Source organism: Blautia sp. HCP28S3_G10 (assembly GCF_052065235.1).
Taxonomy (GTDB): Bacteria; Bacillota; Clostridia; order Lachnospirales; family Lachnospiraceae; genus Blautia_A.
The window spans coordinates 12,554-34,116 of the sequence record NZ_JBQHUL010000035.1; the positions used below are offsets into that span (position 1 = coordinate 12,554).

Below are 21,563 nucleotides of genomic sequence, written 5' to 3' on the forward strand. Positions count from 1 at the left end.
ACAGAATGTCTCGTTCATTGAAAAAAGGACCTTTCGCAGACGCAAGCCTGCTTAAAAAGGTTGATGCTCTGAATGCTGCAAATGATAAATCCGTGATCAAAACATGGTCTCGCCGCTCCACAATCTTCCCGTCTTTCGTAGGACATACAATCGCTGTTCATGACGGAAGAAAACATGTGCCGGTATATATCACAGAGGACATGGTAGGACACAAACTTGGTGAGTTTGTAGCAACAAGAACTTACAGAGGACACGGAAAAGACGAAAAGAAATCCGGCGTTCGCTAGAATTAATCATTAAATCAAAATTAACTGCCTGTTGTCCCTAAGGGACAGCATGGCGGATTCCAGATATTGAATAAATCGAAAGGAGGCACTTAAAAATGGCAAAGGGACATAGAAGCCAGATTAAGAGAGCCAGAAATGAGAGTAATAGAGAGACAAGACCGTCTGCAAAATTATCTTATGCAAGAATTTCTGTTCAGAAAGCCTGCTATGTATTAGATGCAATCCGTGGCAAAGATGTGCAGACAGCACTTGGTATCCTGACATACAATCCAAGATACGCTTCCAGCGTTCTGAAGAAGCTGCTTGAGTCAGCAATCGCAAACGCAGAAAACAATAACGGAATGAGCGCAGATAACCTCTACGTTGCAGCGTGCTATGCAAACAAAGGACCTACAATGAAACGTATTCAGCCAAGAGCACAGGGTAGAGCTTACAGAATCGAAAAGAGAACAAGCCATATCACCATCGTGCTGGATGAAAGATAAGGAGGAAAAGCATGGGACAGAAAGTTAACCCACATGGCCTTAGAGTCGGTGTTATCAAGGATTGGGATTCCAGATGGTATGCAGAAGCTGATTTTGCAGACTATCTTGTAGAAGACTACAATATCAGAACATTTTTAAAGAAAAAACTTTACAGCGCAGGTGTTTCCAAGATTGAAATCGAAAGAGCATCTGATCGTGTTAAAATCATCATCTACACTGCTAAACCAGGTATCGTAATCGGTAAAGGCGGTTCTGAGATTGAAAAAGTTAAAGTTGAACTTCAGAAATTTACAGACAAAAAAGTCATCGTAGATATCAAAGAAGTTAAGAGACCGGACAGAGATGCACAGCTTGTTGCTGAAAACATTGCTCTGCAGCTTGAAAACCGTATCTCCTTCAGACGTGCTATGAAATCTACAATGCAGAGAACTATGAAGGCAGGAGCAAAAGGAATCAAAACATCTGTTTCCGGACGTCTTGGCGGAGCTGATATGGCTCGTACAGAGTTCTACAGCGAAGGAACTATTCCGCTTCAGACACTTCGTGCTGACATTGATTATGGATTTGCAGAAGCTGACACAACTTACGGAAAAGTTGGTGTAAAAGCTTGGGTATACAACGGTGAAGTACTTCCTACTAAAGGAACTAAGGAAGGGAGCGATAAATAATGTTAATGCCAAAAAGAGTAAAACGTCGTAAACAGTTCCGTGGCTCCATGAGAGGTAAAGCCCTCAGAGGTAATAAAATCAATTATGGTGAATACGGTCTTGTTGCTACCGAACCTTGCTGGATCAGATCTAATCAGATCGAGGCAGCCCGTGTTGCTATGACTCGTTATATCAAACGTGGTGGACAGGTTTGGATTAAGATTTTCCCGGATAAACCAGTAACAGCGAAACCAGCAGAAACACGTATGGGTTCCGGAAAAGGTGCCCTGGAATACTGGGTAGCAGTTGTTAAGCCAGGACGTGTAATGTTCGAAATCGCAGGCGTTTCAGAAGAAATCGCTCGTGAAGCATTACGTCTTGCAATGCACAAGTTACCATGTAAATGTAAAATCGTTTCTCGTGCAGACTTAGAAGGCGGTGATAACAGTGAAAATTAATAAATTCGTAGAAGATTTAAAAGCAAAATCAGCTGCAGAATTAAACGAAGAATTAGTAGCTGCTAAAAAAGAACTTTTCAATCTGAGATTTCAGAATGCAACCAATCAGTTGGACAATACAAGCAGAATCAAAGAGGTTCGCAAAAATATTGCCAGAATCCAGACAGTAATCACTGAGCAGGCTAACGCTGCGAAATAGTGAATATAGGAGGAAATAATCGTGGAAAGAAATCTGAGAAAGACCCGTGTGGGTAAAGTTGTCAGCAATAAAATGGACAAGACCATTGTTGTTGCAATTGAAGACCATGTAAAACATCCTCTTTACAAAAAGATCGTAAAGAGAACATATAAACTGAAAGCTCATGATGAAAAAAATGAGTGCAATATCGGTGATACCGTTAAAGTTATGGAAACCAGACCGCTGTCCAAGGACAAAAGATGGAGACTGGTTGAAATTGTAGAGAAAGTGAAATAAGGAGGAAACCAGTATGATTCAGCAGGAAACAAGACTGAAAGTTGCCGACAACACTGGTGCAAAAGAAATCCTTTGTATTCGTGTTATGGGTGGCTCTACAAGAAGATATGCTAACATCGGTGATACTATTGTTGCTACTGTTAAAGATGCAACACCAGGCGGCGTTGTTAAAAAAGGTGACGTAGTAAAAGCTGTTGTTGTTCGTACCAAAAAAGGCGCTCGTCGTAAAGATGGATCCTATATCCGTTTCGATGAAAATGCAGCCGTTATCATTAAAGACGATTTAACTCCGAGAGGAACACGTATCTTTGGACCAGTTGCCAGAGAACTTCGTGAAAAGAAATTCATGAAGATCGTTTCCTTAGCTCCGGAAGTATTATAGGAGGGTGCCTAATGTCAGCTATGAAAATTAAAAAAGGCGACACTGTTAAAGTAATCGCTGGAAAAGATAAAGGCAAAGAAGGAAAAGTTCTTGCCGTTAACGTAAAAGACAACACCGTAATCGTTGAAAATGTCAACATGGTGACCAAGCACAGCAAACCATCAGCTGCAAACCAGGCTGGCGGAATTACAACAAAAGAAGCTGCTCTTCATATCTCCAACGTAATGCTCGTTGTAGACGGAAAAGCAACAAGAGTTGGATTCCAGATGGATGGAGACAAAAAAGTACGTGTTGCAAAAGCAACAGGTAAAGTTATCGATTAATTGAGAGAGGAGGCATGACAAGTGAGTAGATTAAAAGAACTTTACAAAAATGAGATCATGGATAACATGACCAAAAAATTTGGATATAAAAATGTTATGGAAGTGCCAAAACTCGATAAAATCGTAATTAACATGGGTGTTGGTGAAGCCAAAGAAAACGCAAAGCTTCTTGATGCAGCAATCGCTGATATGGAACTGATCACAGGCCAGAAAGCAATCGCTACAAAAGCTAAAAAATCTGTGGCTAACTTCAAAATCAGAGAGGGTATGCCGATCGGTTGTAAAGTAACCTTAAGAGGTGAAAAGATGTATGAGTTTGCTGATCGTCTTATCAACCTGGCTCTTCCTCGTGTTCGTGACTTCCGTGGCGTTAACCCGAATGCATTCGATGGCAGAGGAAACTACGCACTGGGAATTAAAGAACAGCTTATCTTCCCGGAAGTTGAGTACGATAAAGTAGATAAAGTAAGAGGTATGGATATCATCTTCGTTACAACAGCAAATACTGACGAAGAAGCACGTGAACTTTTAACACAGTTCAATATGCCTTTTGCTAAATAAGGAGGAGAATTCGAATGGCTAAAACAGCAATGAAAATCAAACAGCAGCGCAAACAGAAATTCTCCACAAGAGAATACAGCCGCTGCAGAATCTGTGGACGTCCACATGCATACCTGAGAAAATACGGTATCTGCCGTATCTGCTTCCGTGAACTGGCTTACAAAGGTCAGATCCCGGGTGTTAAAAAAGCTAGCTGGTAGGCCGAAAGCAACTTAATGAACTCAGGCACTTGTGCGTAGAGTGAATTTAGTGCGAGGTCCTTCCCGAACCTTAACGAAGCTGAGCAAAAGTGATAGCTGAGTTTAGTTGAGGGAAGATACCACTTCTTTAAATAAATTATCAATCAATTATAATCGACATGTAAAGTCTGAAAATTAAGGAGGAAACTAACATGACAATGACAGATCCGATCGCAGATATGCTTACAAGAATCCGTAACGCAAATACTGCAAAACATGACACAGTAGATGTTCCGGCATCTAAGATGAAAATCGCTATTGCAAACATTCTTGTTGATGAAGGATATATTGCAAAATATGATTTAGTAGAAGAAGGCGCATTCAAAACTCTTCATATCACACTGAAATATGGTGAGACAAAGAATGACAAGATTATTACAGGACTTAAGAGAATCTCCAAACCAGGTCTTCGTATTTACGCTGGTAAAGATGAACTTCCGAAAGTTCTTGGTGGACTTGGTATTGCAATCCTTTCCACAAATAAAGGTGTTATCACTGACAAGGAAGCTCGTAAACTTCAGGTTGGTGGAGAAGTACTTGCATTTGTATGGTAGGCCGAAAGCAATTTAATGAACTCAAGCACTTGTGTGCAGAGTAAATTTAGTGCGAGGTCCTTCTCGAACCTTAACGAGACTGGTGGCGTAGCTGCCGGTTGAGTTTAGTTGAGAGAAGATACTTTGATAGATGAAGGGAACACTTGTTAAGTGTTCAATGCAAACTGAAAACAGAAGGAATTATTCCTTCCGACAATTTAAGTAAGGAGGACAAAATTATGTCACGTATCGGCAGACTTCCGGTTGCTATTCCGGCAGGCGTTGATGTAAGTGTTGCTGCAGGAAATGTAGTAACAGTAAAAGGACCAAAAGGAACACTCGAAAGAGCACTTCCTACAGAAATGACAATCAAGGTTGAAGATGGTCATGTAGTAGTAACCAGACCAAACGATCTTAAGAAAATGAAAGCATTACACGGTTTAACAAGAAGCCTTATCCATAACATGGTTATCGGTGTAAGCGAAGGTTATACTAAAGAGCTTGAAGTTAACGGTGTAGGTTATAGAGCACAGAAACAGGGCAAGAAACTTGTTCTTTCCCTTGGATATTCTCACCCGGTAGAGATGGAAGATCCTGAAGGACTTGAATCCAAAGTTGATGGAAACAAAATTATCGTTTCCGGTATCAGCAAGGAAAAAGTTGGACAGTATGCAGCTGAGATCAGAGATAAGAGAAGACCTGAGCCATATAAGGGCAAAGGTATCAAGTATGCTGACGAAGTAATCAGACGTAAAGTTGGTAAGACCGGTAAGAAATAAATAAGGAGAGTGAGAATATGATTAAGAAAGCATCCAGAGCGGAAATTCGTGAAAATAAACATAGAAGAATCCGTCATCATCTTAATGGAACAGCAACAACACCAAGACTTGCTGTATTCCGTTCAAACAAGAACATCTATGCACAGATCATCGATGACAGCATAGGAAAAACTTTAGTATCAGCTTCTACTCTTCAGAAAGATGTAAAAGCAGAACTTGAAAATACTGATGATGTAAAAGCAGCAGCTTATGTTGGAACTGTAATCGGAAAGAAAGCAGTTGCAGCTGGTATCGAAAGTGTTGTATTTGACAGAGGTGGATATCTCTATCATGGTAAAATTAAGGCACTGGCAGACGCAGCAAGAGAAGCTGGACTGAAATTCTAAAAGGGAGGAAAAGACACATGAAACATAATCTTATTGATGCTAGTCAGTTAGAATTAGAAGATAAAGTAGTGTCAATCAAACGTGTTACCAAGGTTGTTAAAGGTGGCCGTAACTTCCGTTTCACAGCTTTAGTTGTTGTAGGTGACGGCAACGGACATGTTGGTGCAGGTTTAGGAAAGGCAGCTGAAATTCCGGAAGCTATCCGCAAAGGAAAAGAAGATGCCATGAAAAAACTGGTTACAGTTGCAAGAGATGAAAATGGTTCCATTACTCATGACTATGTAGGTAAATTCGGAAGTGCAGAAATGCTTCTGAAACGTGCTCCGGAAGGTACTGGTGTTATCGCTGGTGGTCCGGCTCGTGCGGTTATCGAACTTGCAGGAATCAAAAACATCCGTACAAAATGTATGGGATCCAGAAATAAACAGAACGTAGTTCTGGCTACTATTGAAGGATTAAGCAAACTGAAAACTCCGGAAGAAGTTGCAAAACTTCGCGGAAAATCTGTAGAAGAGATTCTGGCATAAGGAGGACAAAATAATGGCAAACACATTAAAGGTTACACTTGTTAAGTCTCCTATCGGTGCTGTTCCGAAACATAAAAAAACAGTAGCAGCTATGGGACTTACAAAAATGCATAAAACAGTTGAAATGCCTGACAATGCTGCTACAAGAGGAATGATTCAGCAGATTCAGCATCTTGTAAAAGTAGAAGAAGCATAAGAAATATCCAGAGATTGAATAATAAAAGGAGGTGCCAAAGATGGATTTATCAAATTTAAGACCAGCAGATGGTTCCAAACATAGTGATAATTTCAGAAGAGGCCGTGGACATGGATCCGGAAACGGTAAAACAGCCGGAAAAGGACACAAAGGACAGTTAGCTCGTTCCGGACACAAAAAACCGGGATTTGAAGGTGGACAGATGCCTTTATACAGACGTCTTCCTAAGAGAGGCTTCAAAAACAGAAATTCTAAAGAAATCATTGCAATCAACGTTGATGTTCTGAACCGTTTTGAAGACGGAACAGACGTTACAGTTGAAGCTTTACTGGACAGCTGCGCAATTTCCAAAGCTGGCGACGGCGTTAAAATCCTTGGAAACGGTGAGCTTACCAAAAAACTTAACGTTAAAGTAAATGCTGTAAGTGAAACAGCAAAAGCCAAAATCGAAGCTGCGGGTGGTACAGTAGAGGTGATCTAATGTTTGAGACTCTTAAAAACTTTTTTAGAGTAAAAGAGATGAGACGTAAATTTCTTTATCTCTTATGGATGATTCTCGTCATCCGTATCGGTTCACAGATGCCTATTCCGGGCGTTGACAGTGATGTATTCAAACAGTGGTTTCAGAGCAATACCGGTGATGCATTCAACTTCTTTGATGCATTCACCGGCGGCTCTTTTGAGAGTATGTCAATATTTGCACTGAACATTACACCGTACATCACATCTTCCATCATTATTCAGCTTCTTACAATTGCAATTCCTGCTCTGGAGGAAATGCACAGAGATGGTGAAGAGGGTAGGAAGAAAATGACAGCCATTACCCGTTATGTGACAGTTGGTCTGGCTCTTTTTGAGTCAATCGCAATGACCATTGGATTTGCACGTGGAAACATCATTGCAGACATGAGTGTACTTAAGGGTATTGTAGTTGTTGCCAGCCTGACAGCCGGTTCAGCCATGCTGATGTGGATTGGTGAACGTATCACGGAAAAAGGTGTTGGAAATGGTATTTCAATAGTACTTACTGTTAATATCGTTTCAAGAATACCAAGTGATATGGGTACACTTTACGAAAACTTTATTAAGGGAAAAACCATTGCAAAAGGTATGCTTGCAGGTCTTATTATCTGTGCTATCATTTTGGTTGTTGTGGTATTTGTCCTTATACTTAACGGAGCGGAAAGAAGAATTCCGGTACAGTATTCCAAAAAGATGGTCGGAAGGAAAATGATGGGCGGTCAGTCCACAAACATTCCGCTTAAAGTAAATACTGCTGGTGTTATCCCGATTATCTTTGCTTCTTCTATCATGTCATTCCCGGGTATTATTGCCCAGTTTGCAGGAAAAAGCAATGGAACCGGAATCGGCAGCGAGATTCTGAGAGGTCTGTCATCAAGTAACTGGTGTAGCCCTAAACAGATCCAGTACAGCTGGGGTCTTGTTCTGTATATGGTTTTGTGTGTATTCTTTGCATATTTCTATACTTCCATTACATTTAATCCGTTGGAAGTTGCTGACAATATCAAGAAGCAGGGTGGCTTTATTCCAGGTATCCGTCCAGGTAAAGCTACATCAGATTATCTGACAAAAATGCTCAGTTATATTATTTTTATAGGTGCGGTAGGCCTTATTATCGTAGCTGTTATTCCGTTTTTCTTTAACGGAGTATTCGGAGCAAATGTTTCTTTCGGTGGAACATCTATCATCATCGTGGTTGGTGTTGTACTTGAAACACTGAAACAGATTGAATCCCAGTTGCTTGTCCGCAATTACAAAGGCTTTTTGAACGATTAGTGAGTTGTATTATTGACTGTAGATGCAGCACACTGTACAATAAAGGTTGTGGTGTATTACATCACAACCTTATGCCTTAGTATAGAGGATAAAAGGTTTTACCGGACCTTTTTTCTTTGTTGAAGGGCATAGAATAAAAGGAGGGTATTTTTATGAGAATTATCATGTTGGGTGCACCAGGAGCAGGAAAAGGAACTCAGGCAAAAAAAATTGCCGAGAAATATGGAATTCCACATATCTCCACAGGAGACATTTTCCGTGCAAATATTAAAAACGGTACGGAACTGGGAAAAAAGGCAAAAACATATATGGATCAGGGGCTTTTGGTACCAGATGAACTTACCTGTGATCTTGTAGTAGACAGAATTCAGCAGGATGATGCAAAGAACGGTTATGTACTGGATGGTTTCCCGAGAACAATTCCTCAGGCAGAATGCCTGACAGAAGCACTTAATAAACTTGGAAGCAAAATTGATTATGCGATTGATGTTGATGTTCCGGATGAAAATATCGTAAATCGTATGTCAGGCAGAAGAGCTTGCCTGAAATGCGGTGCAACATATCATATTGTATATGCTGCACCTAAAAAAGAAGGAATCTGCGATACATGTGGAGAAAATCTTGTTCTTCGTGATGATGACAAACCGGAAACAGTTTCCAAACGTCTTACTGTATATCATGAACAGACACAGCCGTTAATTGACTACTATACAAAGCAGGGTGTATTAAAGACGGTAGACGGTACCCGTACTCTGGATGAAGTATTCCAGGAAATCGTCGAAATCTTGGGAGAATAAAAATGTCAGTTTCAATTAAGTCAGAACATGAAATCGAGCTTATGAGACATGCAGGTCACTTACTTGAAAAAGTTCATAATGAGCTTGCATCTCATATCAGACCAGGAATCAGCACAAAAGAACTTGATAAGATCGGTGAAGATATGATCCGCTCTATGGGCTGTACTCCTAACTTTTTAAATTATCAGGGTTTCCCTGCATCTTTCTGTATCAGTTTGAATGATGAAGTTGTTCATGGAATTCCATCCAGAGACAAAATCATTCAGGAAGGTGATCTTGTTAAAATTGATGCAGGACTGATCTATAAGGGTTATCATTCGGATGCTGCCCGTACCTATGCAGTAGGGGAAGTTTCTCCTGAAGCAAAACAGCTGATGGAAGTGACAAAGCAGAGCTTTTTTGAAGGTATTAAATATGCAAAAGCGGGAAATCATCTGAATGATGTTTCCAAAGCTATCGGAGCTTATGCTGCAAAATTTAATTATGGTATTGTCCGTGATCTGGTAGGTCATGGTATTGGAACCCATCTTCATGAGGATCCGCAGATTCCTAATTTTCCTCAGAAAAGAAGAGGAATCAAATTAATGCCAGGTATGACACTTGCAATTGAGCCAATGATCAATCTTGGACGTGCAGATGTTGCATGGGAAGATGATGAATGGACAGTAGTAACAATGGATGGATCTCTTTCTGCACATTATGAAAATACAATTCTTATTACAGACGGAGAGCCGGAAATTCTGACTCTTACTATCTAAAATGTTACTGGCGTCAGTAACACTAACTGTTCAGAAGCCTTGCCGGCTTGCTGTATATGGATGTAAATATTTATAATAATGACACAGGAGGTTTAGAATGTCTAAAGCAGATGTAATTGAAGTGGAAGGTACTGTACTGGAAAAGCTGCCGAATGCTATGTTTAAAGTTGAGCTTGAAAACAAACATGTTGTTCTGGCACATATCAGCGGTAAGCTGCGTATGAACTTTATCCGTATTCTTCCAGGAGATAAAGTAACAATTGAACTGTCTCCATATGACCTTTCTAAAGGTCGAATTATCTGGAGAGATAAGTAAGTAGATTAAAACGAAAAGAACCGGAGATTCGTATTGAGCCTCTGGTTCTTTTTTTACGTTATAGGAAATTACTCCGTAAAGTTCCAATAAAGCAAAAAACGCTCCGCGAGGATGCGAAATACAGTTACTGTCAGAAGTGACAGTGAAAAAATAAAAATATCCGGTATAATAAGAAATATGAAAGGAAGATGCGGAAAAATATAAAGAAGAGAAGGGAGATGTTTTTATGAGTAAAAAAATGAAAGTCTGGGCGGCCGTTGTACTGGGCGTTATGATGGCAGGTGTGGTCAGTGTAAATGTCTATGCATTGGACGACAAGGATGTAGTTGGCACATGGTATGCTAACAGTCTTACCATAGACGGTTTAAATGTATTTCACCCAGGTGCGATCATGATGGAGATGACAATGGAGATCAGGGAAGACGGCAAAGGCGAAGTCACAACTACTTCTGAGGAGTCGGAACCGGATGTGGACGAGTTTGAGTGGAAGATTGACGGAGATAACATTGTTATAACTTCTGATGACGAAGTCCTTGAAGGTGTTTATTCAGATGGGTCTATATCAATTAATCTGGATGGGATGACAATGACTCTTGGACAGGAAAAAGAAGAATATGTGCCTTATGAACCTGGAAAAGTACTCGAAGATACCAAACTTGAAGATTTTGATGGCGAATGGAACAGTTCGCTGATGTCTGCTTTTGGAATGCAGGTACCCACGGGGACTCTTTTTGACATACAATTGAATCTCAGCATTTCAGGAGGTAAAGCGACTCTTGTAACAATTGAAAACGGAACTGAAACAACAGCTGAACTTGAAGGGGAAATGGACAAAAATGTACTTGTCTTAAAATCAACAGAAGAAAACACAGAAGAAAAAACGGAAGATGACGCAGAAGACTATTCCATGTTCAGTACAGAAACAATGAGATTATATCTTCAGGATGACGGTAAACTATGTTTCACAACAGCCGACAGTCTGGAGGAGGCAGATGCAGAAGACAGTGAAGAAGACAGTGAAGAATCAGTGGACTGGACTATTAAAGTATTTTTTGATAAATTAGAAGTAGAATAATCAGATTTCACAAGATTCGTATAACTGCCCGAAGGAGGTTTCAGGAATGGGATTATTTGACAAAAAATACTGTGATATCTGTGGCGAAAAAATAGGGCTTTTAGGAAACCGCAAGCTGGATAATGGTAATCTGTGCAAGAATTGCGCCAGAAAGCTATCCCCGTGGTTTGAAGAAAGACGCCACAGTACAGTTGAAGATATCAAAAGACAACTGGCATACAGAGAAGATAATAAAAATGTTGTACGTAGTTTTATTGTTACTCGTGAATTCTCCGCAGACAGATATCATGTATTCATTGATGATAATAAAAGAATGTTTACTGTGGCATTTAATATGAGTGAGCAGAACAATCCGGATATAGTACCACTGTCAGCAATAACCTCCTGTCGTATGGAGATTGATGAGGACCGTGAAGAAGAGGAATATACTGATAAGGACGGTGAAACCAGATCCTATGTGCCACCGAGGTACACATATTCCTATGATTATAAGATAAAACTGAGCGTTAATACACCATGGTTTGACGATATGGATTTTCAGCTTAATACCTTCTCTGTAAAAGACTATGAATATGCTAAAATAATGAAGTATGAACAGCTTGGTAATCAGATTGTATCAGCACTTACAGGTGTTCAGGCACCTGCGTCTGGCAATATGATAAACCAGGGTTATCCACAGCAGGGAACGACTGCTCCAGATATGTCACGGCAGATGGCAGATGATAAATGGGTATGCAGCTGCGGAGCCACCAATACAGGACATTTCTGTGAATACTGTGGAACACCGAAACCATAAGAAGATAAAAGAATCTGTGCAAAGCCGGTTGCTGTTTGCAAAAATACAGTGAACAGCAATCGGCCACAGGAAAAGGGGAAATGCAGTATATGCCTGATATCATAGAATATAAGTGTCCATCCTGCGGTGGTGCAATGGTATTTGACTCAAAATCTCAGAATATGAAATGTCCGTATTGTGACACAGAGATGACGGTTGACGAATTTCAGCGCACGCAGAATACTGAAGATACGCAGATAGACAAAAAGACAGTTTCGGCAGAAAACTGGTACTCAATGAGTACCGGGCAGTGGCAGAATGATGAGATAAAGGGTATGCGTGTTTATAGCTGCCAGTCCTGCGGAAGTGAGATTGTCGCCGATGAAACAACAGGGGCAACAACATGCCCGTTCTGCAATAATAAAATAACAATGAAAGGCCAGTTTTCAGGAGATCTGAAACCAGATTATATCATTCCGTTCAAACTGGATAAAAAAGCTGCCAAAGAAAATTATCATAAGCATCTTCAGGGAAAGAAATATCTTCCAAAAGTATTCAAAAAAGAAAACCATGTGGATGAGATCAAGGGTGTATATATTCCATTTTGGCTGTTTGATGTAGATGCAGATGCCAGGATAATATATGAGGCAGAAAAAGTTCACGTTTCCAGATCAGGTGATACCGAGTATACAACTCGTGAGATCTATCAGGTCTATCGCGAGGGAACAATAAGTTTTGATCATGTACCCGCAGATGGTTCTAGAAAAATGGATGATACACTGATGGAAGCAATTGAACCTTATCATTTCCATGAAGCAGTACCTTTTCAGCAGGCTTATCTGGCAGGCTACCTCGCAGATCGTTATGATGTCAATGTGGATGAACGTATAGACAGAGCACGTGAGAGAATCCGGGTCTGTACAGAACAGGCTTTTCGAAAGACTGTTCGAGGATATAATGGTGGTACATCTGTAAAAGACAGCAATGTGCAGATACATAACGCGAGTTACTGGTATGCAATGTATCCTGTATGGATTCTTAATACGACCTGGAAAGGAGAAAAATTCACCTTCGCAATGAATGGCCAGACCGGAAAGATGGTCGGTGATCTGCCAATTGACAGATCAAAATTCTGGAAATCTGTAGGTATACGTACACTCCTTATCTGGGGTGTGCTATATGGCCTGAAATGTTTATTTTTAATGTAGCAGGAGGGAACAGATAAAATGAAGATAAAAAAGAAAATATGGTACAGCCTGCCTTCTGTTCTCTGGATATTTATTCTTATATTTCCGGCAATGGCTTCTGAGATTCCGTCAGAACGTCAGAAACCACTTCTTGTAGATGAAGCCAGCCTGCTGACAGAAGAAGAGAGCAGTGCGCTGTTAAACAAACTTGAAGACATCAGTCAGAGATATAAAAATGAAGTGGGCATTGTCACTGTCAACTCGCTAGAAGGCAAGACAGTTGAAGCGTATGCGGATGACTATTATGATTACAACGGATATGGATATGGAGAAAATGATGATGGCCTTCTTCTTCTGATCAGCATGGGTGAAAGAGAATGGGCGATTTCAACTTATGGTTACAGTCATACGACAGCTTTTACAGATGCAGGGCTTGAATATATCAAAGGTGAATTTCAGAGTAAACTCAGCAGAGGAGAGTATGCAAAGGCATTTAATTGTTTTGCAGATCAGTGTGATGATTTCCTGCGACAGGCAGCAACTGGTGAACCGTATGATGTTGGTAATATGCCAAAGGAAAAGGTATCTCCATTTTGGCTCTATACAGACTTAGTTGTCGCTTTTCTTATTTCATTTGGAATAGTTAAAGCAAAATCCGGAAATCTGAAATCCGTGAAAAAACAGGAATCAGCGAAAGCCTATGAACGCAGTGGTTCATTATCACTGCAAAGAGCAACGGACAGTTTTGTAAATAGAATTGTTACTCAAAGAACAATTAAAGATAAAAAAAGCAGCTCATCTGCTTCATCGGGTTCCGGTGGAAGCTCATCTCACACAAGCTCTTCCGGACGTTCCCATGGCGGAACCAGTGGTAAGTTCTGATCAGGTTACTGTGAACGAAGTGAACAGTAATAAAAGAAAATATGGGCTGAGGTTCAGAAAAATGTGTTTTGCGGACATGGTTTGTCAGGAAAGGAATCATAATGCCATATAAAAAGAAAAGATTTTTCTCATATACGACGATTTTTCTGTGCGTTTTAGTGGCATATACCTGCAGACTGATCGATACCGATAATAATTTACTGCAGTCTCTGGCCGACCAGTGCCGCACCAGCATTTATCTGGGTATGTACTGTGCATGGGTTATTTATCTGAATAAACATATTGTGCATAAAAGGATGCGCCAGTGTCTGACGGCCATTGGCTGTTTGATGGTATTCTGGTTTTTTTTGCGTACAATAAAATATCATGTTTTTCAGGATCCACTCAGTGAACATATCTGCTGGTATCTGTATTATATTCCGATGCTTCTGATTCCGACGTTGGGTTTGAATGCGGCTTTGATTCTGGAAGAAAAGGAAAATGGTAAAATTAAAAAAAAACATGTTTTGCTGTTTGTTTTTGCAGCAGTACTGATCATAGGTGTATTCACAAATGATCTGCATCAGCAGGTTTTCAGGTTCTATCTGAAACCACCTTATTCGGACAACAGTTATGGATACGGTTTTCTTTTTCTGATTATTCAGATATGGATCATATTTTGTCTCAGTGCAATGGACGTGATACTTGTTCGTAGAAGCAAAACTTCCGGCAAAAAACGTTTCTGGCTTCCGGTAATACCGGGTATCGTGCTTTGGGGTTGGAACATTGGAAATATTCTTCGTCTGCCTTTTCTCAGTACTATTGCAGGAGATTTGACTGCAATCTGCTGCCTTTGTATGGCTGCTATTTTTCAAAGCTGTATCCTGTGTGGACTGATTCCTACAAATAGTCGTTATTTTGAATTATTTCAGTCAACCGGCAGTCTTGATGCAGAAATTACCGATGAAACTTTTAGGCGTTATTATTATACAGGGAATTTTCCAAATATTTCCAAAGATATGCGAGAATGTGTGATCGCAGGAGCTTCAATGCAGGAAAACGGAATTTTGGTCAGGCATATTCCTGTAAAAGGCGGCCATTTATTCTGGACGGAAGATATTTCAGTTCTGCTTGACCAGTATCAGGACATACAGGAACAGCAGGAGGAATTAACGGAACGAAATCAGCTATTGCAGATGACATATCAGAAAGAAGCCGCAAGGAGAAAATTAGAAGAACAGAATCGTCTGCTGAACATGATACAGGATCAGACTCACAGACAGTATGAATTGCTTTCTTTGTATATGGAGAAAATTGAACAGACAGATTCAATAGAGGAATGTGATATACTTCTGAGTAAGATAGTGGTAGTGGGAACTTATCTGAAACGAAGAAAAAATCTTGTGCTTACCAGATACAGCTCACAGGGAGATTCCCTTACTATGGCTGACCTGAAGCAAAGTCTGGCGGAATCTTGCGAAAATCTGAAATTATGCAAGATCCGGGCAGCTTATTTTGTACAGGATAAAGAAAAACTGCTTCATGCAGATGATGTTCTGAGATGTTATGATTTTTTTGAATGGCTGATTGAACAATTATTTGATGTAGTGAATTCAATCTTTTTCCGTGTGACTCAGATTGAAGAAAAACTGCAGATTTCTGTGCATGTGGTATGTCTGGCAGATATTCGTGATCTTCTGGCAGAGAGACCTGATCTTTTGATACAGCAGGAGGAACAGGAATGGTTTATTCGATGTCCGGTTTCATAAAAGACACCATGAAATTGCAAAATCTTCTAATGATCCTTATGGAAATATGTCTGATTCTTGAATTTATCCTGTTGTTTTCCAGAATTATGCGTTCAGCAGGAAAATGGAAAATTGTAGGATCTTCCGTAGGGTTGTTTGCGTCATATCTTTTTATGGTGGGACTGCTGAGCGATCACCAGCGTCGGCAGGATACTCATTCATACAAGCCGATATTGTATTCATTACCAATATATGCACTGGTAATATCAGTAATTCTGTTGACGGTTTATCTGATTCTGGCTATTCGCAGGGAACGAAAGGAATGCAACAATACTTTGTCACCATGGTCTGTTTACGAAGCTGTAAATAATGTTCCATGTGGTGTCTGTTTTTCGGATGCTCTTGGACGTATCATATTGAGTAATGTTAAAATGCAGGAATTATGCAGAATACTGACAGGAAATTATCTTCAGAATTTTGAGATTTTGCGTAATGCTATAAATTCAGAACCTGTTCAGAAAAATATTGTAAAGTTAAATTCTGACAGTAATGTATTTTATTTACCAGATGGTTCCGTTTGGCTGTTTCAGGAATATCAGCTTAAAGAGCCAGATCTGAAAGGTTATGTACAGACTGTTGCGATTAATGTGTCTGAATTATATTACAACAATGAAAAAATCAAAAGCAATAATGAGAAGTTGGAGCAGCTGAACCGAAAACTAGAAGAAATGTATGAAAAGATAGGCGATGAAATACGCGAGCAGGAAACGCTGGCTATGAAAATAAAGGTACACGATAATTTTGGAAGAAGTCTTCTTTCCATACGAAGAATTCTTGAAAAGAAAGAAGAACCTGACAATATGAGAGCACAGCTTGAAACTTTAAAGCAGCAGGTTTATATTCTTACAAGTTCGACTGCTAATAATAAAGAAGACCAGTATGAGGATACGGAAAAGCATGCGAGGGAACTTGGAATATCAATTCAGATCCAGGGTAATTATCCGGATGACCTGATTTATGGATGGCTTACAGATCGCGCCCTCCGTGAATGCGTAACAAACTGTGCCCGTCATGCACATGGAACTGCAGTTTATGTGGAAATAAAGAGAAACATGGATGGATATCAGATCCAGATTACCAATGATGGTGAACCGCCACTGAAAAATGCTAAAGAAGGTGGGGGATTATCTGCATTAAGGAAAGCAGTAGAAGCAGAACATGGGACAATGAAGACATTTTTTGAACCTGCTTTTTACCTGTTTCTGAATTTCCCGTTAAAGAGATAAAAATATCAGATTACTTCAGTATGAGAAGGGAATGATTCTATGGTAAGGGTACTCATTGTGGAAGATCAGAAAATCATGCAAAAATATTTTGAATATATTATTTTGCAAAATCCCGAATTCAAGCTGGTAGATACGGTCAGTGATGCCCGGGAAGCAGTAAAAATCTGTAATTATTCAGTGATTGATCTGGTATTGATGGATGTGCAGACCTTTCATAATCACGATGGTCTGACCGCAGGAAAGACCATAAAGGAGGAACATCCGGGTACGAAGATCCTTATTGTAACATCGCTGATCGATCCTAAAGTACTTGAGAGGGCAAAAACAGGATGCGCAGACAGTCTTTGGTATAAGGATCATGGTGAGGACGAGATTCGTGATGTGATAATAAGAACTCTTAATGGAGAACATGTCTTTCCAGATGAAACTCCAAATGTGGAACTGAACTGGTGTACTAGCGGGGAAATCAGTCCCAGACAACTGGAAATGCTGCGGCTTTATATATGTGGGCTGTCTTACTCAGAAATTGCAAAAAAAATGAACTGTTCCACCTCGGGAGTACGGTGGAATTTTCAGGACATGATTGCCAGGGCTGGATATAGCTGTAAAGAGGATCTGATCGCTGCTGCGCTGGAAAGCAAGCTGATTGTTACGACATTAAAATAGCATGCCAAACATTTTTTTCTGTAAATAACATTAAAAAATAAAAAAAATTAAATTGAGGGGTTGTATTTTCCGAAAAGGAATGTTATTATACTGGTTGTATGCGCTGATAGTGCGTATATGAACTGCAGATTCAAGCCTATATTACGGAAAAGGAGGATTTCCAGTGAAAGTAAGATCATCTGTAAAGCCGATCTGCGAAAAATGCAAGATCATCAAAAGAAAAGGATCTATCAGAGTAATCTGTGAAAATCCAAAACACAAACAGCGTCAGGGTTAATGACAGAGTTTGTGAAACGTGCGGCTGCAGTTTGATACACCCGGAAGGGTTGTTCGGACTGTTTTAATATCTTATTAAAGAAGCATGTATTGCCTAATACCGAGAGGCAGTAGTGGCTGTGAGGTCACATTTCGGAAAGGTCGCTTTACGCCAAGGCGGCTGGGTGTTTTACCGAGGCACCCCAATTAGGAAACTAAAAAGACGGAAGCTTATTAAGATACACCCCATTTCACCTTGCAGAATAGCAAGTGGTGTACAAATAGGACTTTCAAAAGAAAGAAAATGGAGGAAACAGTACATGGCTCGTATAGCTGGTGTAGACTTACCAAGAGAAAAACGTATCGAAATCGGCCTTACCTATATTTATGGTATTGGTAGAGCAAGCGCAGACAAAATCCTTGCTCAGGCAGGTGTAAATCCTGACACACGTGTCAGAGACCTGACAGACGATGATGTAAAGAAAATCAGTGCTGTTATTGATGAAACAATGATGGTAGAAGGTGATCTTCGTCGTGAAATCGCTCTGAATATTAAGAGACTGCAGGAAATCGGATGCTACAGAGGTATCCGTCATCGTAAAGGACTTCCGGTTCGTGGCCAGAAGACCAAAACAAATGCAAGAACACGCAAAGGTCCTAAGAGAACTGTTGCAAACAAAAAGAAATAATGAACACTTAATGAATGCAAGTGTAAACGTAGCATGAATTTAGTGTGAGTATTGTTCGAAGGAACTTAATGAGACCAAGTGTAAACGAAGGTCGAATTTAGTAAATCGAACTTCCTTATGAAATGAAACATATTTACAATATATTCGAGGAAAGTGTAGGTTAGTTTTAAAATGGCAAAGACAACCAGAAAAGCGACTACAAAACGTCGTGTAAAGAAAAACGTTGAACACGGACAGGCACATATCCAGTCATCTTTTAACAATACTATTGTTACTCTTACAGATAACGAAGGAAATGCTCTTTCATGGGCAAGTGCCGGTGGTCTGGGATTTAGAGGTTCAAGGAAATCTACTCCTTATGCAGCACAGATGGCAGCAGAAACTGCTACAAAAGCTGCTTTGATCCATGGATTAAAAACTGTTGATGTTATGGTAAAAGGACCAGGATCCGGACGTGAAGCTGCAATCCGTGCACTTCAGGCATGTGGTCTTGAAGTAACAAGTATCCGTGACGTAACACCGGTTCCGCATAACGGATGCCGTCCACCAAAACGCAGAAGAGTCTAATTTTAGGAGGTAGCTTGAAATGGCAGTAAATAGAGTTCCTGTTCTGAAAAGATGCAGATCCCTTGGCCTGGATCCAATTTACTTAGGAATTGATAAAAAATCCACAAGACAGTTAAAACGTGCAAACAGAAAAATGTCTGAGTACGGTTTACAGTTAAGAGAAAAACAGAAAGCAAAATTCATCTACGGAGTTCTGGAAAAACCTTTCCACAACTACTACAATAAAGCTGACAGAATGCCTGGTCAGACTGGTGAAAACCTTATGATCATGCTTGAGACAAGACTTGACAATGTAGTATTCCGTATGGGTCTTGCAAGAACAAGACGTGAAGCTCGTCAGATTGTTGACCACAAACACGTACTTGTAAATGGTAAATGTGTAAATATTCCGTCTTACCTTGTAAAAGCCGGTGACACAATTGAAATCAAAGAAAAATGCAAAGGTTCTGAAAGATACAAAGGAATTCTGGAAGTAACAGCTGGAAGACTTGTTCCGGAATGGCTTGATGTTAATCAGGAAGCTTTAAGCGGAACTGTAAAAGAACTTCCAAGAAGAGAAGCAATCGATGTTCCGGTTGACGAAATGCTTATCGTCGAGCTGTATTCTAAATAATCCGACGTAGCTTTCGCAAAAACCCTCAAATGTTGATAAACCCAGAAGGAGGGAACCTTATAGTGTTTGATTTTAATAAACCAAAAATCGAAATTACAGAAATATCCGAAGATAAAAAATTTGGCAGATTTGTAGTTGAACCTCTTGAAAGAGGATATGGTACTACCCTGGGTAATTCTCTCAGAAGAATTATGCTGTCATCCCTCCCGGGAGCAGCGGTAAGCCAGGTTAAGATCGATGGCGTTCTTCATGAATTCAGCTCTATTCCGGGTGTGAAAGAAGACGTAACCGAGATCATTATGAATCTGAAGAGTCTTGCAATCAAAAACACAAGTTCTGATAACGAGCCAAAGACTGCATACATCGAGTGTGAAGGCAAAGGTGTTGTTACAGCTGCTGACATTCAGGCTGACCAGGATATTGAAATTATGAACCCTGATCAGGTTATCGCAACTCTGAATGGTGGAAAAGACTGCAGACTTGCTATGGAACTTACTATTACACGTGGTCGTGGATATGTAAGTGCTGACAAAGGAAAATCCGAAGATATGCCAATCGGTGTTCTTGCAGTTGATGCAATCTATACTCCTGTTGACAGAGTCAACATGATCGTAGAAAACACTCGTGTTGGTCAGGTTACAGATTACGATAAGCTTACATTGGATGTATATACCAATGGAACTCTTGATCCAGATGAGGCTGTCAGCCTTGCTGCCAAGGTTCTGAGTGAGCATCTGAATCTTTTCATTGATCTTTCTGAAAACGCAAAGACCGCTGAGGTTATGATCGAGAAAGAAGACAATGAAAAAGAAAAAGTTCTTGAAATGAGTATTGATGAGTTAGAGCTTTCCGTACGTTCTTATAACTGTCTGAAGAGAGCAGGAATCAATACTGTAGAAGAACTGTGCAATAAAACTTCTGACGATATGATGAAGGTTCGTAACCTTGGTCGTAAGTCACTGGAAGAAGTACTTGCTAAATTAAAAGAGCTGGGCTTACAGCTTCAGCCTACTGAGGAATAAACCACTCACAGATTAATATTACAGCGGGGATGCCTGAGCACCAGGACAGTAAGACCGAACAAGCATGTTCTGATGTCCCGCAGATGGAGGAAAATCAAATGGCAAAATATAGAAAGTTAAGCAGAACATCTGACCAGAGAAAAGCTCTGTTAAGAAACCAGGTAACAAACCTTCTGTATCATGGAAAAATTGTTACAACTGAAGCTAAAGCAAAAGAAATTCGCAAGATCGCCGAAGGTCTTATTGCAATGGCAGTTCGTGAAAAAGACAATTTCGAAACAGTTACTGTAACTGCAAAAGTTGCACGTAAAGATGCTGATGGCAAAAGAGTAAAAGAAGTAGTAGACGGAAAGAAACAGACCGTATACGATGAAGTTCAGAAAGAGATCGCTAAAGATGCTCCTTCCAGACTGCATGCTCGTCGTCAGATGCTGAAAGTATTCTATCCAGTTAAAGAAGTTCCAACTCAGGGCGCTGGTAAGAAGAAAAACACAAAAGACGTAGACATGGTTAAGAAAATGTTCGAAGAAATCGCTCCTAAATATGCTGGCCGTAACGGTGGTTATACAAGAATCGTAAAGATTGGACCTCGTAAAGGTGATGCAGCAATGGAAGTACTTATCGAATTAGTTTAATCTGTTAAATGTGGGGATATCCGAAAGGGTATCCCTTTTTTGACTATATTTACTACGAATTGACGCTATAATGCGAAAAAAATCAGCAAAATGTCATAATTAACACTAATTTTGTCAAAATTGTCTGGGGGGAGACTGTCCGAAAACTCGGATAATCTAATCTGATGAGAAAAAGATTGATATGCTCTTGTGAGCGTTCAATATAAATTAAAATTGCACATTGAAAACTGAATAAAGT

Annotated in this window: 33 protein-coding genes; all 33 read left to right on the forward strand. The window is 40.0% G+C overall.

Translation table 11 applies throughout. The features are described 5' to 3' along the window. The first annotated feature begins 5 nt into the window (after positions 1 to 5). The 33 genes from rpsS (at position 6) to ACTNB8_RS13150 (ending at position 21,325) form a co-directional block, all read left to right on the forward strand. The gene (gene rpsS, locus ACTNB8_RS12990) at positions 6 to 287 is read left to right on the forward strand and encodes a 30S ribosomal protein S19 (protein ID WP_015542253.1); all 282 of its coding nucleotides are present in this window, start codon (positions 6 to 8) and stop codon (positions 285 to 287) included. A 95-nt stretch (positions 288 to 382) separates the two neighbouring features. Further along, positions 383 to 772: a 50S ribosomal protein L22 gene (rplV, locus tag ACTNB8_RS12995; protein ID WP_005424978.1), complete on the forward strand. Its 390-nt coding sequence runs from the start codon at positions 383 to 385 to the stop codon at positions 770 to 772. Positions 773 to 783: 11 nt separating this feature from the next. After that, complete coding sequence (gene rpsC, locus ACTNB8_RS13000; protein WP_441055355.1) at positions 784 to 1,440, forward strand: 30S ribosomal protein S3; 657 nt, start codon at positions 784 to 786, stop codon at positions 1,438 to 1,440. Next, the gene (gene rplP, locus ACTNB8_RS13005) at positions 1,440 to 1,877 is read left to right on the forward strand and encodes a 50S ribosomal protein L16 (RefSeq protein WP_441055357.1); all 438 of its coding nucleotides are present in this window, start codon (positions 1,440 to 1,442) and stop codon (positions 1,875 to 1,877) included. The genes rpsC and rplP overlap by 1 nt, the downstream gene beginning before the upstream one ends. Then, positions 1,867 to 2,076: a 50S ribosomal protein L29 gene (gene rpmC / locus ACTNB8_RS13010; protein ID WP_022067328.1), complete on the forward strand. Its 210-nt coding sequence runs from the start codon at positions 1,867 to 1,869 to the stop codon at positions 2,074 to 2,076. Before rplP ends, rpmC begins: the two co-directional genes overlap by 11 nt. A gap of 21 nt (positions 2,077 to 2,097) precedes the next feature. Further along, a complete protein-coding gene (gene rpsQ / locus ACTNB8_RS13015) occupies positions 2,098 to 2,352 on the forward strand; it encodes a 30S ribosomal protein S17 (RefSeq protein ID WP_441055359.1) in 255 nt (84 codons plus the stop codon). Between the two features lie 13 nt (positions 2,353 to 2,365). Then, positions 2,366 to 2,734, forward strand: a complete 369-nt coding sequence (gene rplN / locus ACTNB8_RS13020; protein WP_019162495.1) for a 50S ribosomal protein L14 — start codon at positions 2,366 to 2,368, stop codon at positions 2,732 to 2,734. 11 nt (positions 2,735 to 2,745) lie between these two features. Next, a complete protein-coding gene (rplX, locus tag ACTNB8_RS13025) occupies positions 2,746 to 3,057 on the forward strand; it encodes a 50S ribosomal protein L24 (RefSeq protein ID WP_441055361.1) in 312 nt (103 codons plus the stop codon). A gap of 21 nt (positions 3,058 to 3,078) precedes the next feature. Then, the gene (gene rplE / locus ACTNB8_RS13030; RefSeq protein WP_441055363.1) at positions 3,079 to 3,618 is read left to right on the forward strand and encodes a 50S ribosomal protein L5; all 540 of its coding nucleotides are present in this window, start codon (positions 3,079 to 3,081) and stop codon (positions 3,616 to 3,618) included. Between the two features lie 14 nt (positions 3,619 to 3,632). Beyond that, positions 3,633 to 3,818, forward strand: a complete 186-nt coding sequence (locus ACTNB8_RS13035) for a type Z 30S ribosomal protein S14 (RefSeq protein ID WP_005424988.1) — start codon at positions 3,633 to 3,635, stop codon at positions 3,816 to 3,818. Positions 3,819 to 4,009: 191 nt separating this feature from the next. After that, complete coding sequence (rpsH, locus tag ACTNB8_RS13040) at positions 4,010 to 4,411, forward strand: 30S ribosomal protein S8 (RefSeq protein ID WP_441055365.1); 402 nt, start codon at positions 4,010 to 4,012, stop codon at positions 4,409 to 4,411. Between the two features lie 218 nt (positions 4,412 to 4,629). Further along, positions 4,630 to 5,169, forward strand: a complete 540-nt coding sequence (gene rplF, locus ACTNB8_RS13045; RefSeq protein ID WP_441055367.1) for a 50S ribosomal protein L6 — start codon at positions 4,630 to 4,632, stop codon at positions 5,167 to 5,169. 17 nt (positions 5,170 to 5,186) lie between these two features. Then, complete coding sequence (gene rplR / locus ACTNB8_RS13050; protein ID WP_441055374.1) at positions 5,187 to 5,555, forward strand: 50S ribosomal protein L18; 369 nt, start codon at positions 5,187 to 5,189, stop codon at positions 5,553 to 5,555. Between the two features lie 17 nt (positions 5,556 to 5,572). Beyond that, positions 5,573 to 6,082 (forward strand): 30S ribosomal protein S5, encoded by a 510-nt coding sequence (rpsE, locus tag ACTNB8_RS13055; protein WP_441055376.1) that lies wholly within the window; start codon positions 5,573 to 5,575, stop codon positions 6,080 to 6,082. A gap of 13 nt (positions 6,083 to 6,095) precedes the next feature. After that, positions 6,096 to 6,278 carry a 50S ribosomal protein L30 gene (rpmD, locus tag ACTNB8_RS13060; protein WP_295257831.1) on the forward strand — a complete coding sequence of 61 codons (183 nt, stop codon included), beginning with the start codon at positions 6,096 to 6,098 and terminating at the stop codon, positions 6,276 to 6,278. A gap of 40 nt (positions 6,279 to 6,318) precedes the next feature. Then, positions 6,319 to 6,759: a 50S ribosomal protein L15 gene (gene rplO / locus ACTNB8_RS13065; protein WP_296157108.1), complete on the forward strand. Its 441-nt coding sequence runs from the start codon at positions 6,319 to 6,321 to the stop codon at positions 6,757 to 6,759. Next, the gene (gene secY, locus ACTNB8_RS13070; RefSeq protein WP_441055379.1) at positions 6,759 to 8,075 is read left to right on the forward strand and encodes a preprotein translocase subunit SecY; all 1,317 of its coding nucleotides are present in this window, start codon (positions 6,759 to 6,761) and stop codon (positions 8,073 to 8,075) included. The genes rplO and secY overlap by 1 nt, the downstream gene beginning before the upstream one ends. 152 nt (positions 8,076 to 8,227) lie before the next feature. Then, entirely contained in the window at positions 8,228 to 8,872 is a 645-nt protein-coding gene (locus tag ACTNB8_RS13075) for an adenylate kinase (protein ID WP_441055380.1), read from the forward strand. A gap of 2 nt (positions 8,873 to 8,874) precedes the next feature. After that, positions 8,875 to 9,630 (forward strand): type I methionyl aminopeptidase, encoded by a 756-nt coding sequence (gene map, locus ACTNB8_RS13080; RefSeq protein WP_441055382.1) that lies wholly within the window; start codon positions 8,875 to 8,877, stop codon positions 9,628 to 9,630. 97 nt (positions 9,631 to 9,727) lie between these two features. Continuing rightward, positions 9,728 to 9,946, forward strand: coding sequence for a translation initiation factor IF-1 (gene infA, locus ACTNB8_RS13085; protein ID WP_005428560.1), 219 nt, complete (start codon positions 9,728 to 9,730; stop codon positions 9,944 to 9,946). Between the two features lie 226 nt (positions 9,947 to 10,172). Beyond that, entirely contained in the window at positions 10,173 to 11,021 is an 849-nt protein-coding gene (locus tag ACTNB8_RS13090; protein ID WP_441055384.1) for a lipocalin family protein, read from the forward strand. 46 nt (positions 11,022 to 11,067) lie between these two features. Then, a complete protein-coding gene (locus ACTNB8_RS13095) occupies positions 11,068 to 11,817 on the forward strand; it encodes a DUF4428 domain-containing protein (protein ID WP_441055386.1) in 750 nt (249 codons plus the stop codon). Positions 11,818 to 11,906: 89 nt separating this feature from the next. Beyond that, positions 11,907 to 13,004: a hypothetical protein gene (locus ACTNB8_RS13100; RefSeq protein ID WP_441055388.1), complete on the forward strand. Its 1,098-nt coding sequence runs from the start codon at positions 11,907 to 11,909 to the stop codon at positions 13,002 to 13,004. Positions 13,005 to 13,022: 18 nt separating this feature from the next. Beyond that, on the forward strand, positions 13,023 to 13,865 hold the full coding sequence (locus ACTNB8_RS13105) for a TPM domain-containing protein (RefSeq protein ID WP_441055390.1): 843 nt from the start codon (positions 13,023 to 13,025) through the stop codon (positions 13,863 to 13,865). Positions 13,866 to 13,966: 101 nt separating this feature from the next. Beyond that, positions 13,967 to 15,613 (forward strand): histidine kinase N-terminal 7TM domain-containing protein, encoded by a 1,647-nt coding sequence (locus ACTNB8_RS13110; RefSeq protein WP_441055392.1) that lies wholly within the window; start codon positions 13,967 to 13,969, stop codon positions 15,611 to 15,613. Then, positions 15,586 to 16,878, forward strand: a complete 1,293-nt coding sequence (locus ACTNB8_RS13115) for a sensor histidine kinase (protein WP_441055394.1) — start codon at positions 15,586 to 15,588, stop codon at positions 16,876 to 16,878. Before ACTNB8_RS13110 ends, ACTNB8_RS13115 begins: the two co-directional genes overlap by 28 nt. Before the next feature lie 39 nt (positions 16,879 to 16,917). Further along, complete coding sequence (locus ACTNB8_RS13120) at positions 16,918 to 17,544, forward strand: response regulator (RefSeq protein WP_441055396.1); 627 nt, start codon at positions 16,918 to 16,920, stop codon at positions 17,542 to 17,544. 163 nt (positions 17,545 to 17,707) lie between these two features. Beyond that, the gene (gene rpmJ, locus ACTNB8_RS13125; RefSeq protein WP_003497809.1) at positions 17,708 to 17,821 is read left to right on the forward strand and encodes a 50S ribosomal protein L36; all 114 of its coding nucleotides are present in this window, start codon (positions 17,708 to 17,710) and stop codon (positions 17,819 to 17,821) included. Positions 17,822 to 18,119: 298 nt separating this feature from the next. Beyond that, positions 18,120 to 18,488 carry a 30S ribosomal protein S13 gene (rpsM, locus tag ACTNB8_RS13130; RefSeq protein WP_296157125.1) on the forward strand — a complete coding sequence of 123 codons (369 nt, stop codon included), beginning with the start codon at positions 18,120 to 18,122 and terminating at the stop codon, positions 18,486 to 18,488. Positions 18,489 to 18,659: 171 nt separating this feature from the next. Then, entirely contained in the window at positions 18,660 to 19,055 is a 396-nt protein-coding gene (gene rpsK / locus ACTNB8_RS13135) for a 30S ribosomal protein S11 (RefSeq protein ID WP_022214196.1), read from the forward strand. A 19-nt stretch (positions 19,056 to 19,074) separates the two neighbouring features. After that, positions 19,075 to 19,668, forward strand: coding sequence for a 30S ribosomal protein S4 (gene rpsD / locus ACTNB8_RS13140; RefSeq protein WP_441055399.1), 594 nt, complete (start codon positions 19,075 to 19,077; stop codon positions 19,666 to 19,668). Positions 19,669 to 19,730: 62 nt separating this feature from the next. Next, positions 19,731 to 20,690 (forward strand): DNA-directed RNA polymerase subunit alpha, encoded by a 960-nt coding sequence (locus ACTNB8_RS13145; RefSeq protein ID WP_296157129.1) that lies wholly within the window; start codon positions 19,731 to 19,733, stop codon positions 20,688 to 20,690. A 98-nt stretch (positions 20,691 to 20,788) separates the two neighbouring features. After that, positions 20,789 to 21,325, forward strand: a complete 537-nt coding sequence (locus ACTNB8_RS13150) for a bL17 family ribosomal protein (RefSeq protein ID WP_441055402.1) — start codon at positions 20,789 to 20,791, stop codon at positions 21,323 to 21,325. The last annotated feature ends 238 nt before the right edge of the window (positions 21,326 to 21,563 follow it).

Excerpts from the sequence above, each read along its gene's own strand:
- ACTNB8_RS13110 (WP_441055392.1), top strand. The coding sequence starts at position 13,967 with ATGCCATATAAAAAGAAAAGATTTTTCTCATATACGACGATTTTTCTG.
- rplP (WP_441055357.1), top strand. The coding sequence starts at position 1,440 with ATGTTAATGCCAAAAAGAGTAAAACGTCGTAAACAGTTCCGTGGCTCC.
- rplO (WP_296157108.1), top strand. The coding sequence starts at position 6,319 with ATGGATTTATCAAATTTAAGACCAGCAGATGGTTCCAAACATAGTGAT.
- rpsK (WP_022214196.1), top strand. The coding sequence starts at position 18,660 with ATGGCAAAGACAACCAGAAAAGCGACTACAAAACGTCGTGTAAAGAAA.
- ACTNB8_RS13150 (WP_441055402.1), top strand. The coding sequence starts at position 20,789 with ATGGCAAAATATAGAAAGTTAAGCAGAACATCTGACCAGAGAAAAGCT.
- infA (WP_005428560.1), top strand. The coding sequence starts at position 9,728 with ATGTCTAAAGCAGATGTAATTGAAGTGGAAGGTACTGTACTGGAAAAG.
- ACTNB8_RS13095 (WP_441055386.1), top strand. The coding sequence starts at position 11,068 with ATGGGATTATTTGACAAAAAATACTGTGATATCTGTGGCGAAAAAATA.
- rpsE (WP_441055376.1), top strand. The coding sequence starts at position 5,573 with ATGAAACATAATCTTATTGATGCTAGTCAGTTAGAATTAGAAGATAAA.
- rpsC (WP_441055355.1), top strand. The coding sequence starts at position 784 with ATGGGACAGAAAGTTAACCCACATGGCCTTAGAGTCGGTGTTATCAAG.
- ACTNB8_RS13100 (WP_441055388.1), top strand. The coding sequence starts at position 11,907 with ATGCCTGATATCATAGAATATAAGTGTCCATCCTGCGGTGGTGCAATG.
- ACTNB8_RS13090 (WP_441055384.1), top strand. The coding sequence starts at position 10,173 with ATGAGTAAAAAAATGAAAGTCTGGGCGGCCGTTGTACTGGGCGTTATG.
- ACTNB8_RS13035 (WP_005424988.1), top strand. The coding sequence starts at position 3,633 with ATGGCTAAAACAGCAATGAAAATCAAACAGCAGCGCAAACAGAAATTC.
- rpsH (WP_441055365.1), top strand. The coding sequence starts at position 4,010 with ATGACAATGACAGATCCGATCGCAGATATGCTTACAAGAATCCGTAAC.
- rplN (WP_019162495.1), top strand. The coding sequence starts at position 2,366 with ATGATTCAGCAGGAAACAAGACTGAAAGTTGCCGACAACACTGGTGCA.
- rpmD (WP_295257831.1), top strand. The coding sequence starts at position 6,096 with ATGGCAAACACATTAAAGGTTACACTTGTTAAGTCTCCTATCGGTGCT.
- ACTNB8_RS13105 (WP_441055390.1), top strand. The coding sequence starts at position 13,023 with ATGAAGATAAAAAAGAAAATATGGTACAGCCTGCCTTCTGTTCTCTGG.
- ACTNB8_RS13115 (WP_441055394.1), top strand. The coding sequence starts at position 15,586 with ATGGTTTATTCGATGTCCGGTTTCATAAAAGACACCATGAAATTGCAA.
- rplR (WP_441055374.1), top strand. The coding sequence starts at position 5,187 with ATGATTAAGAAAGCATCCAGAGCGGAAATTCGTGAAAATAAACATAGA.
- rpsM (WP_296157125.1), top strand. The coding sequence starts at position 18,120 with ATGGCTCGTATAGCTGGTGTAGACTTACCAAGAGAAAAACGTATCGAA.
- rpsS (WP_015542253.1), top strand. The coding sequence starts at position 6 with ATGTCTCGTTCATTGAAAAAAGGACCTTTCGCAGACGCAAGCCTGCTT.
- rplF (WP_441055367.1), top strand. The coding sequence starts at position 4,630 with ATGTCACGTATCGGCAGACTTCCGGTTGCTATTCCGGCAGGCGTTGAT.
- map (WP_441055382.1), top strand. The coding sequence starts at position 8,875 with ATGTCAGTTTCAATTAAGTCAGAACATGAAATCGAGCTTATGAGACAT.
- rplV (WP_005424978.1), top strand. The coding sequence starts at position 383 with ATGGCAAAGGGACATAGAAGCCAGATTAAGAGAGCCAGAAATGAGAGT.
- rplX (WP_441055361.1), top strand. The coding sequence starts at position 2,746 with ATGTCAGCTATGAAAATTAAAAAAGGCGACACTGTTAAAGTAATCGCT.
- ACTNB8_RS13120 (WP_441055396.1), top strand. The coding sequence starts at position 16,918 with ATGGTAAGGGTACTCATTGTGGAAGATCAGAAAATCATGCAAAAATAT.
- secY (WP_441055379.1), top strand. The coding sequence starts at position 6,759 with ATGTTTGAGACTCTTAAAAACTTTTTTAGAGTAAAAGAGATGAGACGT.
- ACTNB8_RS13075 (WP_441055380.1), top strand. The coding sequence starts at position 8,228 with ATGAGAATTATCATGTTGGGTGCACCAGGAGCAGGAAAAGGAACTCAG.
- rpsD (WP_441055399.1), top strand. The coding sequence starts at position 19,075 with ATGGCAGTAAATAGAGTTCCTGTTCTGAAAAGATGCAGATCCCTTGGC.